This is a genomic window from Enterobacter sp. RIT637 (genome assembly GCF_019718755.1).
Lineage (GTDB): Bacteria > Pseudomonadota > Gammaproteobacteria > Enterobacterales > Enterobacteriaceae > Enterobacter.
In genome coordinates this window covers 84,321-97,123 of record NZ_JAIHAZ010000010.1, presented here as the reverse complement: position 1 = coordinate 97,123, position 12,803 = coordinate 84,321, and the positions used below count along the sequence as shown (strand labels likewise).

15 protein-coding genes and 1 pseudogene are annotated in these 12,803 nt (G+C 44.8%); 5 read left to right on the top strand and 11 right to left on the bottom strand.

Annotated elements, in window-relative coordinates; all coding sequences use genetic code 11:
- Window positions 1-103: 103 nt before the first annotated feature.
- The 5 genes from K5E19_RS15460 to K5E19_RS15440 form a co-directional block, all read right to left on the bottom strand.
- Window positions 104-1,234, bottom strand: a complete 1,131-nt coding sequence (locus tag K5E19_RS15460; RefSeq protein ID WP_014839501.1) for a hypothetical protein — start codon at window positions 1,232-1,234, stop codon at window positions 104-106.
- Entirely contained in the window at window positions 1,224-2,144 is a 921-nt protein-coding gene (locus K5E19_RS15455) for a hypothetical protein (protein WP_221551996.1), read from the bottom strand. The genes K5E19_RS15460 and K5E19_RS15455 overlap by 11 nt, the downstream gene beginning before the upstream one ends.
- A gap of 346 nt (window positions 2,145-2,490) precedes the next feature.
- Entirely contained in the window at window positions 2,491-2,859 is a 369-nt protein-coding gene (locus tag K5E19_RS15450) for a helix-turn-helix domain-containing protein (RefSeq protein ID WP_166465535.1), read from the bottom strand.
- Between the two features lie 55 nt (window positions 2,860-2,914).
- Window positions 2,915-3,166, bottom strand: coding sequence for a DUF1471 domain-containing protein (locus K5E19_RS15445; protein WP_166465499.1), 252 nt, complete (start codon window positions 3,164-3,166; stop codon window positions 2,915-2,917).
- 141 nt (window positions 3,167-3,307) lie between these two features.
- Window positions 3,308-4,081 carry an SDR family oxidoreductase gene (locus K5E19_RS15440; protein ID WP_166465500.1) on the bottom strand — a complete coding sequence of 258 codons (774 nt, stop codon included), beginning with the start codon at window positions 4,079-4,081 and terminating at the stop codon, window positions 3,308-3,310.
- 148 nt (window positions 4,082-4,229) lie between these two features.
- Between K5E19_RS15440 and K5E19_RS15435 the strand changes: the two genes are divergently transcribed.
- Window positions 4,230-5,123, top strand: a complete 894-nt coding sequence (locus K5E19_RS15435; RefSeq protein ID WP_048991850.1) for a LysR family transcriptional regulator — start codon at window positions 4,230-4,232, stop codon at window positions 5,121-5,123.
- Window positions 5,124-5,157: 34 nt separating this feature from the next.
- Here K5E19_RS15435 and K5E19_RS15430 read toward each other — a convergent pair whose 3' ends face one another.
- Both K5E19_RS15430 and K5E19_RS15425 read right to left on the bottom strand, forming a co-directional pair.
- Window positions 5,158-6,147 carry an aldo/keto reductase gene (locus K5E19_RS15430; RefSeq protein ID WP_221551995.1) on the bottom strand — a complete coding sequence of 330 codons (990 nt, stop codon included), beginning with the start codon at window positions 6,145-6,147 and terminating at the stop codon, window positions 5,158-5,160.
- Window positions 6,148-6,173: 26 nt separating this feature from the next.
- Window positions 6,174-7,025, bottom strand: a complete 852-nt coding sequence (locus tag K5E19_RS15425) for an aldo/keto reductase (protein WP_221551994.1) — start codon at window positions 7,023-7,025, stop codon at window positions 6,174-6,176.
- A 165-nt stretch (window positions 7,026-7,190) separates the two neighbouring features.
- On the opposite strand from K5E19_RS15425, the pseudogene K5E19_RS15420 reads away from it, so the two are divergent.
- Window positions 7,191-7,402, top strand: a pseudogene (locus K5E19_RS15420) (hypothetical protein).
- A 285-nt stretch (window positions 7,403-7,687) separates the two neighbouring features.
- Here K5E19_RS15420 and K5E19_RS15415 read toward each other — a convergent pair.
- On the bottom strand, window positions 7,688-7,906 hold the full coding sequence (locus tag K5E19_RS15415) for a hypothetical protein (RefSeq protein WP_023329307.1): 219 nt from the start codon (window positions 7,904-7,906) through the stop codon (window positions 7,688-7,690).
- Window positions 7,907-8,206: 300 nt separating this feature from the next.
- Window positions 8,207-8,905 (bottom strand): arsenical resistance protein ArsH, encoded by a 699-nt coding sequence (gene arsH, locus K5E19_RS15410; RefSeq protein WP_043017493.1) that lies wholly within the window; start codon window positions 8,903-8,905, stop codon window positions 8,207-8,209.
- A gap of 85 nt (window positions 8,906-8,990) precedes the next feature.
- On the opposite strand from arsH, the gene K5E19_RS15405 reads away from it, so the two are divergent.
- From K5E19_RS15405 to arsC, 3 genes are read left to right on the top strand one after another with little or no spacing between them, the layout of a single operon-like run.
- Window positions 8,991-9,311: a transcriptional regulator gene (locus K5E19_RS15405; RefSeq protein WP_043017492.1), complete on the top strand. Its 321-nt coding sequence runs from the start codon at window positions 8,991-8,993 to the stop codon at window positions 9,309-9,311.
- Between the two features lie 43 nt (window positions 9,312-9,354).
- On the top strand, window positions 9,355-10,644 hold the full coding sequence (locus K5E19_RS15400) for an arsenic transporter (RefSeq protein ID WP_023329310.1): 1,290 nt from the start codon (window positions 9,355-9,357) through the stop codon (window positions 10,642-10,644).
- 12 nt (window positions 10,645-10,656) lie between these two features.
- Window positions 10,657-11,082 (top strand): glutaredoxin-dependent arsenate reductase, encoded by a 426-nt coding sequence (arsC, locus tag K5E19_RS15395; protein WP_023329311.1) that lies wholly within the window; start codon window positions 10,657-10,659, stop codon window positions 11,080-11,082.
- 303 nt (window positions 11,083-11,385) lie between these two features.
- On the opposite strand, the gene K5E19_RS15390 is transcribed toward arsC, so the two are convergent.
- Both K5E19_RS15390 and K5E19_RS15385 read right to left on the bottom strand, forming a co-directional pair.
- On the bottom strand, window positions 11,386-11,790 hold the full coding sequence (locus K5E19_RS15390) for an H-NS family nucleoid-associated regulatory protein (protein WP_043017490.1): 405 nt from the start codon (window positions 11,788-11,790) through the stop codon (window positions 11,386-11,388).
- A 563-nt stretch (window positions 11,791-12,353) separates the two neighbouring features.
- Window positions 12,354-12,581 (bottom strand): hypothetical protein, encoded by a 228-nt coding sequence (locus K5E19_RS15385; protein ID WP_010434226.1) that lies wholly within the window; start codon window positions 12,579-12,581, stop codon window positions 12,354-12,356.
- Window positions 12,582-12,803 lie beyond the last annotated feature (222 nt).

Here is a 12,803-nt window from a genome sequence, read left to right as displayed (position 1 = left end):
TCTTACTAATGATTCTTTCTGGAACTTTTCATTTAATAAAATACAGCCATTTTTAATATTTATATAACCCCATCTCTGATAAATTAGTGATGGGGTTTCATGATTATGATTTTTTGTACTTACGGAGTAATTCAGCTTTTCTTGTCTCGATTTGTCGCATTATTAAGTCTTGTATTTCATTCAATCTCTCTTGTGAGGCCCCTTTCATTTTTATGTTTACAACAGTAATGCATAATTCTGGATTGAGAGAGTTTTTACGCCCGTAATCGCTAAATTCATATGAGACTTTACAATCGCCCTCATATTTCCCATGTGCAATTGTATAACTAGCTAATACTTTAGTTACTTTAACGTATGGGTGAATATGTTTCCATTTTATTGATATGATTTTATCAAGATCCCCTTTAACTCGATATTGCTCAATATCTTTTTCAAGGAAATTGGTTACTAATTGAGGTTGTGTAGAGTAATCTGCATCTTTATCTGGATTGAAATGAACATCATCAATTTTTTTATAGTAAAATTCATACCCAATATGCTGTTTAGCAAGTTCGCTTAAAAATGATACACGATATTCATTTTCAAAATCGTTAAAGAGTACTTTCCCGCCATGAGGGGAGTCTTTGATGATTTGATCTTTAAGGAGTTTACTTTCAACTAACGACACAATTCGTTCAGATATTTCTTTTGTTTCTGGCGATGTATGATTCAATTTAACATTCATTAATAGTTGGGCACGTTCGCCATCATAATCTTTCTTAATTTCTACAGAACCTCTGAAAAATTTCTCGGTGATATACCAATCATCTAATATATCCTTACGACATAACTCGAACTCCATTATTATAGAATTATTTGATTTACCATCTAATGATGTAAAATCGTTAAAATCAGAAATTTCAATGTTAGTATATTCATTACTTATTAAATCATCAACATCGATACATCCACTAAGTTCTTCTAAAAGTTCAGCGTCATTATCAATCTCAAAATTACGAAAATTAACTTTATCTAATTTTTCTTTTGTTTTAATGCTTTGGAGTAATTCATAGGATTCTTCAGGACTCAAAAAAGAAGTTATTAGATTGGGAACCGTTATGGTCTTTTCTGAAGAAGAGCAGAAAACCCCTCTCTCCCGCAATATGTTATTAATTATTGTGGCTGTGCAATTCATTTGTCCAACTAGATTCTTTAATTCGTCGCCAGATGGAATAAAGTCAATTTTATTTCTCATTTTTGATATTCCTGAAGTTGGAATTATAAGATGAGATTTGTACATCTATGCTCTCTAAGATGTCATCATCTTCATTTATTTGTGACATTTTAACTTCATCTATTACAGGATCATCGGTGAGCGCGTTATATTGTTTAAAGTATATTTCATAGTGACTTGAAAAGTCAGAGCATAGTTTCCTGGCTAAATTGAAAACAAGAATTAGGGACTCTTTGCTAAAATCGAAATCGCAAAGTAAAATAAATCTTCGACCATTTTCAGATGCAACAGATATAGGGATTATTGGTGATGTGATATATTCTACTGGCATGATTTTTGTGTGTGTTTTTGAAGACGCTATATTTAATGTTGTATTGTTGCAAAAAAAATCACAATCTTTATATTTTTTTCTAATGAAGTTTAATGATTCAAATAAGAATTTAGCTCTTGCATTATCAATGACATGAATTGTATTAAATTTTAATGTGTTATCTATTCTGGTATTTGCTATGGTACCTTTAATGTTATCTTTTTCTTCATTCTCATCATTGTTTAAATAAAATAATACACCAATATCTTCTTTTCGAGAGCTGCCTTTAAAGTTTTTTGTAATGTTCCTCTTTAGTTGTGATTTATTGTAGCATTCAATTGTGTTGGCAATATCTTTAAAATGATCTCTAAAGGTTGATTTGACACTGGTGTAAGATGATGCAGAATATTTAGCAGAAACAACAACACTAACTAATGTCTGTTTTTGAAGTAGAGAATCATATACGTATAAAGCATCGACACCATGTGTTATTTTTTCATGTGTTGAAACACAGCAATCTACTTTTTTATTATTGCACATGTTTCGCCAACCAAATAGAGTTAGAAAATCATTGACAATATCTTCGCCTACTTCACCAACGTATTTTGAAAATTCACCCATAATAGTCATCACTAAGTTTGAAATAACAATATTTTACATTAATTGAACAATGAGTGCTATGCATAATTTTCGTGATCTATATCACAATTGATGATTTTTATTCTATGCGATGAGGCACTTACTGACTTGAGTGGCTTATGCGTTAACTTTTTAAGACTTGGGAAATCACAACAAGTGTATCGAAAATAGGGAATTAATGATTAACGTTGATGGAACCTTTGTGTTTTTTATTAATTCAATTAATTTTTTTCTTAAATGGCTGTGTTGAAATTATGTTCTCAATTTTTTATTGGTAATTAGAAAGTATTTCAGTAAATGTAATAAAGGTTATGGTATCTACGTGAATTTATAAAGGTAAAGATTTGGACCTATCTTTAGTAATGATCAATTTATTGATTTTCCGATACATCATGGGTGGAGATTTATAAGTTTTGGAAAAGACCCTCGTAAATGTCTGTTGGGAATCGAATCCATACTTATAAGCGATCTCCATAATTGATTCATTAGTATCAATAAGATCTTTTGCTGCAAGTCTAAGTTTCGTATCTCTTATGTACTTCCCAAGACTAACTTCTTTTACCTGTACAAAAATCCGCTGAAGATGCCACCTGGAGTATCCTGCCCGCGCAGCAACATCCTCTATCTTCAGCGGTTTATGTAAGTTTGAATCAATCCATTGAGTTATCTCGTCGATGATGTCTTCTGTTCTAAACATAGAACGACGCTCACTATAAACGGGCTGTGACACATCTTGTCGGGATGCTAATAATTTACTTATAGATTTCAGCAACACCGTGCAGCCGGTTATTCCCCGTGGTTGACAGAATTTTGAACGATGTTGCTCCTTGCTCATCAGCCTTACGAGAGAGCGCATTCGATAAATCATCAAGCGTATAGGCATTGCTGGTTGAGACTACACCCATCTTTTCTTTCCCATCTGCATGGTTAATTTCCTGAGCTGCAGAGGCGGCATTCACTGATATAAAACCCATGACCAATGAAGTAATAAGTAGTGCTTTCATATTTAATACCTCTTTTAAAATCTATGTTTAAAACTGGATTCGTATCAGGGGAACTATCCCCGTCTGTATATGTAAATATACAGACATAAGCTGACATGAGGCTGACCGCTATATGACAAAATTGTCAGGGTTGTAGATTGGTTAATTTTTTGAATACAAATTCAGCTCGTTAATAATGCACTCAGGTTCTTCACGCAGAGGCATATTGTCTATGTCCATAACCCCATCATTTTTATGTGGATCATCAGCCAGCAGATCTGCAAACAGTGGGGTAAGATCCTGCTGTGCTTCACCTCGTTCAGCCACCAGCTCGAACGTTTTATTTTTTGCCTCGTCGTGGGTCAGGGCACTGACCAGAACCTGGGCGATTTGCTCCCGGGATATCACACCATCTTCCGGTGTTCCTGCATGGCGACGATCTCCCTGAAACATAACGATTCGGTGTTCATCATTATTGTTGTAATCAAACCAGCCGGGCCTGACGATGGAATAGGGATGACCACTGGCCCTGACCAGACGCTCGGCACGCCTTTTCCAGTCATGAACCTCAGTGCGTTGATTCCAGGTGCTGAGCCGTTCAGTTACGCCAATCGTGGTCATTAAGCCGATGCGAACAGGCGTATCCCTGAATATTCGTAAAATATTGCGCACTCCGCCGTAATCTATCGCCCTGGCACCAATACGACCCTGACCATCGGAACCGAGCGTGAAGATGATGGCATCAATATTTTTCGGTAATTCGGTGAGTGTTTCAGGCATTGAAACATCGCCGTAAAAGACATCCGTTCCTCGAGGGAGCAATTTTACTTTGCGTTTATTTCTGACCAGCGCCACGGGCTGATGGCCCATTTCAAAAGCGCTATTCACGACATGAAGACCAATACTTCCTGTTGCCCCTACAACGAGTATTCTCATGATAAACCTACTGATAATTCAGACTTATTTTCGATACAGTCAGAATATCAATTATCATCAATGTCAGTAATGGGGCTAAAATGATTGTGTCTATGAACACCCTTCATGAGTGTGCGATGAAGGGAATGCTTCCATAAGGAAATCGCCGATGCTCAAAGAAAATTTCAACGAACTGCAAATCTTTCTTGTGGTGGCAAGGGAGCGAAGTTTTACCAAAGCGGCGGGTAAACTGGGCGTTTCTCAGTCTGCACTCAGCCACGCGATGAAGGCCCTGGAGGAAAGGCTAAATATCCGCCTCTTGACCCGCACGACCCGAAGCGTTGCCCCTACGGAAGCCGGTGAGAGAATTATTGCCTGCCTTGAACCCCGTATTGCCGATCTTGAGCAGGAGCTGGAATCGTTGGTTCAGCTGAACGGCACTGCCTCCGGCAATATCCGTTTATCTGCCGGGGAGCATGCCGCGCGAAGTCTGGTATGGCCGAAGCTAAAACCCTTCCTCAGGGAATACCCGGAAATTAATCTCGAACTGGTGGTTGATAACGGCTTTGTCGATATTGTTGAGGGGCGTTTTGATGCCGGGATCCGCCTGGGCGAAAGCGTGGATAAGGACATGATTGCGGTAAGAATTGGGCCGGACATGAGAATGGCTGTGGTAGGAGCGCCGTCTTATTTCGCTGCAAATCCTGCACCTGAAACGCCGCACGAGCTACAAAATCATCGGTGTATCAATATGCGCCTGCCGACAGCCGGTGGGCTTTACCACTGGGAGTTTGAGAAGGATGGGAAACCGTTACGGGTCAGAGTGGAAGGGCAGCTAACGTTTAATCTGCAGGCAGAAAGGATTGATGCGGCGTTATCGGGTTTTGGCCTCGCCTGCATACCTGAAGACAGGGTGCAGGATTATATAAAGTCAGGAGAGCTTATTCAGGTTTTGCAGGACTGGTGCCCATCTTTCCCCGGATATTATCTTTACTACCCGAGCCGTAAGCAGCATCCGCCTGCTTTTGCGCTGATGATCGATGCACTTCGCTACCAGGAATAACGGGTCCGCCAATCTCAGCGGACCCGTCCGGATATTAACGGCCTACGCGGGCCTGGTGCTCAGGAGAGTAACGTTCGCCGACGATTTTAATCGTTTCAAGCGCCTGGGTTATCTTTCGCACGTCATCCTGAGAAAGGATGATGTCGGCGGCCCCAAGGTTTTCTTCCAGCCGTTGCAGTTTCGTGGTGCCAGGGATAGGAATAATCCACGGCTTTTTTGCCAGCAGCCATGCCAGTGCGATTTGTGCAGACGTCACGCCTTTCTCTGCCGCCAGTTCACCCAGCAATGAGACCAGCTTTTCATTGGCTTCAATCGCCTGCTCGGCGAAACGCGGCACGGTGCTGCGGTAATCATCCTTCCCAAAAGTAGTTCCTGGCTTAATCGATCCCGTCAGGAAGCCTTTGCCTAATGGGCTGAAGGGAACGAAACCAATACCCAGTTCTTCCAGTAACGGCAGGATCTCCTGCTCAGGCTCGCGCCACCACATAGAGTATTCGCTTTGCAACGCAGTGACCGGTTGTACGGCATGCGCACGACGAATGGTTTGCGCACCCGCTTCGGACAGACCGAAATGTTTAACTTTGCCTTCAGCGATCAGGTCTTTTACCGTACCCGCAACATCTTCAATCGGGACATTCGGATCGACACGGTGTTGATATAGCAGGTCAATGACATCAGTCTTAAGACGGCGTAATGATCCTTCCACCGCTTCACGGATATGCTCCGGACGGCTGTTTAAAATCTGCTGCTTGTTGTCGTCGCCAAAAGTAAAACCAAACTTAGTGGCGATGACCACGCGGTCACGAACTGGTTTTAAGGCTTCGCCAACAACCTCTTCATTGAGGAAGGGTCCATACACTTCAGCGGTATCGAAGAAGGTGACGCCACGTTCAACCGCTGCGCGAATGAGCTCGATAGCCTGTCGGGGCTCGGTCGCCGGGCCGTAGCCGTGGCTTAAGCCCATGCAACCGAGCCCAAGCGCGGAGACTTCGAGTCGGGATTTACCCAGATAACGTTTTTGCATTGAATGAATACCTCTATTATCGCGACTTAAACATCAAGTTTGCGGCCAGTCAGCCATTCCACCATCGCTGGGTCGCGGTGAGAGAAGAAGGCGCTGGTTGCGGTGTCGAGGGCGGCAATTTGCAGCATATCCTCAGCGCTGAGTTCAAAATCGAGAATGTTGATGTTTTCTGCCATGCGTTCTTTGCGCACCGATTTCGCCAGTGAAATGATGCCTCGCTGGAAGGTCCAACGCAGCACAACCTGGCCCACGCTTTTGCCGTACTTCTGACCAACTGCCGTTAACACAGGATGCTGGAACAGGCCATTTTTACCCTCAGCAAAAGGTGCCCAGGCTTCCGGCTGAATGCCATGGCTCTGGTTCCATGGAACCGCATGTAGTTGCTGGTTGAAGGGGTTAACTTCAATCTGGTTCACCGCAGGGGCAACTTTGTTGAAGGCGGTAAGATCGGCCAGACGGTCAGGATGGAAATTGCTGACACCAATGGCGCGAATTTTGCCTGCCTGTTGCAGTTCTTCCATGGCACGCCATGCCCCATGGACATCGCCATAAGGCTGGTGAATCAGATACAGGTCGACGTAATCAAGTTGCAGCCGGTTCAGGGACCGTTCGAACTGTGCTTTAGCGCCTTCGTAATTGGTATCCTGTAGCCACAGTTTGGTCGTTACAAAAAGTTCGTTACGTGCGATACCGGTTTGTTTCAGTGCGTTCCCCACTTGTGTTTCATTCTGGTAAGACGCGGCGGTATCGATTAGGCGGTATCCCGTATCGATGGCATCAATAACGGCTCTTTCGCATTCAGCGGCATCAGACATCTGAAACACACCAAAGCCCAGTAGGGGCATTTCAATACCGTTGTTCAGTTTTACAGTTTGCATGGCGTTATCCTTTAGCTGTTGTGTTGGAAAAGCATAACGCAAAGTGATTTATTCGATTAGGTGGGGTAATTAGCTAGGGTTTATTAGATGTGTTCATTAATTTAAAGGGAGGGCTGAAGGTCGGCTTTGTGCCAGGAGCAGACGTTGTCTTCTCCCTGGTTCGCTATTAAACAGTATACGTGTGACCGGGTTGTCCCCCCGGATTTCGAACTGACAGGGTTAGATACGTTTATAGATAGCCCATCAAAAATGGGGAACGTTTAATGAAGGGGCGCTCGATCTGGGAAACCATTCGTTTTTTGTTAGGTCAACCGCGTAGTTGCCATATAAGTAGCATCTACTTTGAAAGTCCCACTCGCGAAAAACTGGGAGGTTAAGGCTCCATTTGGCGACGTTGAGCAGAGTGTTCAACTTCCATTCCTCGCTCATAGCGGACAGTTTCATCCCTCTGTGCTCCCATTAGCCTTCATTGGCTCATATGTGGCTTTCGAGAGCTCCGCTGGTGCCGGCCTGTCAGCGATACTTGCGCAGCAAACGCGCCGCGCATATACGGTTTGGGCTTACCTTTTATCAAACGCTTAGACTACTATTCGCCTGCGAAATTTTTTGGATAAAAGTCATCATCACCAATGCAACATCGAAAAATGCTTAATTAAAAGTGCTCACGCCTGCATTCCCTTACCCCGTGCCAGGTTAATTCTTTCAACGCATTCCTTAAACGCTTTGAGTTGCTCCGTAGAGAGTTCAGATTCATCGATTTTGACCAGAAGAACGTTGAGAGAGCGTTCAATATCATTTTTAATTAACCGTAAGCAGATAACCTTAACCCAACGTGGAGAGAACTTACTGAGGCCAATTGCTCTTGTGATTTGAAATTTCATGCGATGCCTCTCAAGCGCCAGTGTGCCGGTTTTCAACCTCGGTTATAACACGCAATGGACAGGACGTCTGTAATTCCTTCGCCTAAAATTTAGCATGAAGCGCTTAGCTTGGGTGCAACCAGGATTTCATTAAACATCAAAATTAGTTTCGCATCATGACGCGCAAGCGCCACGTCATAAACAGAGTTACTAGCTCACCTTAAGGTAGTTTTTCATATTCTGACACAGGATGGGATATCTCCTTTATGCCATAGCGGATGTTATTAATCTCATGCAGAATGGATTCATGAAAAACATACGTTAAATTTTGTCCTGATTGACACGGGATGAAAGCTCCTGATAGCTCTCTTTTCTCTCGCTGTAACGATCTGCAAGATAACCAGTTTGTCCCTTAAGCAGCACAGTGATTTTAAACAGCTCCTCGGCTAGATCGACGATACGGTCATACCATGACGAAGGTTTCATTCGGCCGTTTTCGTCGAACTCTTGCCATGCCTTAGCAATGGATGACTGGTTGGGGATAGTGAACATCCTCATCCATCGGCCCAGAATGCGCATTTGGTTCACCGCATTAAAGGACTGCGAACCACCGCAGACCTGCATCACTGCAAGTGTTTTGCCCTGTGAAGGACGAACCGCGCCTTCACTTAAGGGTATCCAGTCGATCTGCGCCTTCATAACTGCGCTCATAGCCCCGTGCCGTTCCGGAGAACTCCACACCATCCCGTCACACCATCTGACCAGACCGCGTAGCTCGGTGACTTTAGGATGCGTGTCCGGAGCATCATCCGGCAGGGGTAAACCGGAGGGGTTAAAGAGTTTTACCTCCGCGCCCATCGCCGTCAGCAGGCGACCAGCTTCTTCCGCGGCAAAGCGGCTGTACGAACGCTCTCTTACTGAGCCATACAGGATTAGAATCCGTGGCGGCTCCTGCAGGTGCAGGCGTTCAGCGATGTGTAGATCAAAGCATTCGGTGTTCAGGGCAGGAAATTGTTCCATTTTTCTCCTTCGGAGAGAACAGATGATTTCAAAGTCAATATATATGATTTAACATATGTATATTCTAAAGGGAATGGAGTGATAAATGCTACAACCTGTTCAGCTTTTCAAAATCCTGTCGGATGAAACACGGCTTGCCATCGTCATGCTTCTCCGGGAGTCCGGTGAACTGTGCGTCTGCGATATCTGCGCGGCCACCTCCCAATCACAGCCCAAAATTTCGCGACATATGGCTATCCTTCGCGAGGCTGAACTGGTTCTTGACCGTCGGGAAGGCAAATGGATCCACTATCGTCTGTCACCCCATATACCGGCGTGGGCAGCAGAGACAATCACGACGACTTGGCAGTGTCTGCGCGAGGACGTACGTGAATGGCTGAACAAATCAGCCTGCACCTCCTGCTGAGACAGTAAACATATTTACATAATCATATATAACGGAGTCTGAGATGCTTTTGGCAGGGAGTATATTTTTACTGACGCTGGTACTGGTGATCTGGCAACCCAGAGGCCTGAGTATTGGCTGGAGCGCGAGTATCGGGGCAGTGCTGGCGCTTGGAACCGGTGTCATCCATATCGCTGATATTCCCGTTGTCTGGAATATCGTCTGGAACGCGACAGCGGCATTTATTGCGGTCATCATCATCAGCCTGCTGCTCGATGAGTCCGGCTTCTTTGAATGGGCCGCACTGCACGTCTCCCGCTGGGGTAACGGACGTGGCCGCCTGCTTTTCACCTGGATAGTCTTGCTCGGTGCCGCTGTTGCTGCGTTGTTTGCCAATGACGGCGCCGCGCTGATCCTGACGCCGATTGTGATTGCGATGCTGCTCGCACTGGGGTTCAGCCAGGGCACGACACTGGCCTTTGTCATGGCTGCAGGGTTTATTGCAGATACGGCCAGCCTGCCGCTCATTGTTTCTAACCTGGTTAATATCGTCTCGGCGGACTTCTTCGGTCTGGGCTTTACGCAGTACGCCTCAGTTATGATCCCCGTGGATGCGGCAGCGATTGCGGCCACGCTGATCATGCTGCATCTCTTCTTCCGCAGGGATATTCCGGCAACGTATGACGTTTCGCTGCTGAAGACGCCTGCAAGTGCGATCAAGGATCCGGCAACCTTCAGGGCGGGCTGGATTGTCCTGTTATTGCTGCTTGTTGGTTTCTTTGTTCTGGAGCCGCAGGGGATCCCGGTCAGTGCGATAGCGGCGGCTGGCGCAGCAGTGCTGTTTGTGGTGGCGAAAAGAGGCCATGCCATCAACACCGGGAAAGTCCTGCGCGGAGCGCCATGGCAGATAGTTATTTTCTCGCTGGGCATGTACCTCGTGGTCTATGGCCTGCGCAATGCAGGGCTCACGGAGTACCTGTCTGGCATGCTGAATCTGCTGGCAGACAAGGGGTTATGGGCAGCGACGTTCGGCACTGGCTTCCTGACGGCATTTCTCTCATCGGTGATGAACAATATGCCGACGGTACTGATTGGCGCGTTGTCGATTGACGGGAGTACGGCGACCGGCGTCGTCAAAGAGGCAATGATTTATGCCAATGTGATTGGCTGCGATTTAGGCCCGAAAATCACCCCGATTGGCAGTCTGGCAACACTGCTGTGGCTGCATGTGCTTGCCCAGAAAAATATTACTATCACCTGGGGATATTACTTCCGTACCGGCGTTGTCATGACTGTACCGGTGCTGTTTGTCACTCTGGCCGCGCTGGCGTGGCGGCTCTCTGTCACTTTGTAATGAGAAACTGATATGAGCAACATTACCATCTATCACAACCCGGCCTGTGGCACCTCACGCAACACGCTGGAGATGATCCGTAACAGCGGCAACGAACCGACGATAATTTATTATCTCGATACGCCACCGACCCGTGATGAGCTAATTAAACTTATTTCAGATATGGGAATTACGGTGCGTGCATTACTGCGTAAGAATGTTGAGCCTTATGAACATCTGGGTCTTGATGAAGAGAAATTTAGTGATGAGCAGTTGATTGATTTCATGCTTCAACATCCGATCCTGATTAATCGGCCGATTGTAGTTACGCCGCTTGGCACTCGTCTTTGCCGTCCTTCAGAAATAGTGCTCGATATTCTACCGGAAGGTCAGAAAGGAGCGTTTACCAAAGAGGATGGCGAGAAGGTCATTGACGAAATGGGGACGCGGGTTAGGTAATCTGTCCACTTCAAGATATCGGACGCCTGTTTAATCTACGAGGGCGTCCGCTTGCCGTTCACTAAAGACCTCCAGCCTACTAACCCCGTCCGCATCATGCTATGAGAGGAAAGACTGTGGTGTTGGCTGCATTACAACTGCGTAATGCCACCATTAACACCTTCTTTATCCAGTTTATAGCGCAACATAAACTCTTCATGAAACACCTTGTTGAAGCCAGTTACGAACCCGCTGCTTCTCGACGATCCTCTAAGGATGGTTGTGGACTATCCGTAAAAAGAACCGGGTATGCCCGGCTCTTTTTTAGCTGATTTCGAAATCTTTTAATTCCCCACCTTCAGCAATCAGATTTGAGATCCGCTTCGGCATTCGCCCCTGACCTGACCATGTTTTTGACTCTCCAGTTTCGTCAGTATACCGATACTTCGCGGGGCGGGGGGAGCGCGTTCTTTTAGCCTTACCCGGAGAGCCAATAGCAGCCATAAGTTCGGATGGGTCGATACCCTCATCAAGCATCATCTGACGAAGTGATTCCAGTTTATCGCGGCGCTGACTTTCATTTGCAAGACGTAATGTCTCTTCTTCTCGTCGTTCTATAAGAATAAGTTTAAACTTTTCCAGAACATCTTCCAGCACATCTAAGGACATTTCACGAGTCTGGGAACGTAAGGTACGGATATTGTTCAACTGCGTGAGAGCATCTGACATAAAGAGACCTCTTAAAATTTCAGCAAATACCAATGTCGACGGTTGCTCATCAACCCGATTTTTTTAATGAGCATTTTAATCCGATTGGTACATATTGTTATTAACGAGGTTTAGACTACTGATATAAATCTCTTATCGCAAGACAAAATTAAGAGGAATGTGCAAGAACTAAATTACAACTCCTAGGAAATGTCCCTGCATTTTTGAAGGTACTTAAAACTATGATGCCAGGAGCCATCCGGAGAGCCTTTTTATACCCTCACAGCTATTGCTTCAGTCATACCTGATGAGCTTTAAATCAGGAGAGGCATTTAGTGAATTAGCGCGGCCACTTAGTAAGATTTTTCACAACTGGCAAGATGGCACGCAGGTGAGAGACACCTGCATTTTGTCAGAGGGTAGCGAATTACTCTCTCTTTATAGAGGTGTTTCTAAAAAAGTGTAATGTTAAAAAAAAGCCTGCTGTTAGCAGGCCATAAATGTTTTTAACTCATTTTTTGTTCGATTCTGATAAATAGGGTAAGCATGCAATTAAACGTGGAGCAGAGAGCATGACAAAAATTCTATAAATATTTCCTGGCCGCATCAAGTATCTCCTGTGACGTTAACTCCCTGTCAGTAGCCACGTAAACAATACCATGATCGCCAGTTAAGGAAGGAAAACCTGCAGACATAATCCGAAGATGTGTTTCTTCACCGTTTGGATATTCCTGCCTGATTGAGGATATACCTTCAAGAACGGTCATGACTTTACAGGATTCAGCATTAAAGAAAACAAGGACTTTAATCATATTCTATTACCCTGTTCTCTCGTGGATATTAACTGGCAGATGCCATTAAGGTCAAAGCCTATACGCACTTCTTATTTAACATGTGGTTAGCTTGTGCTTTTAGACTTTTTATGCAGTAGTACTGCACTTCATCACATCGGTTAGCATACTCATAATTTTGAAAAATATGCTGATCAGATATTAAGAATAAACGACTTTCATCTGATTTAAGTTATGGATCTG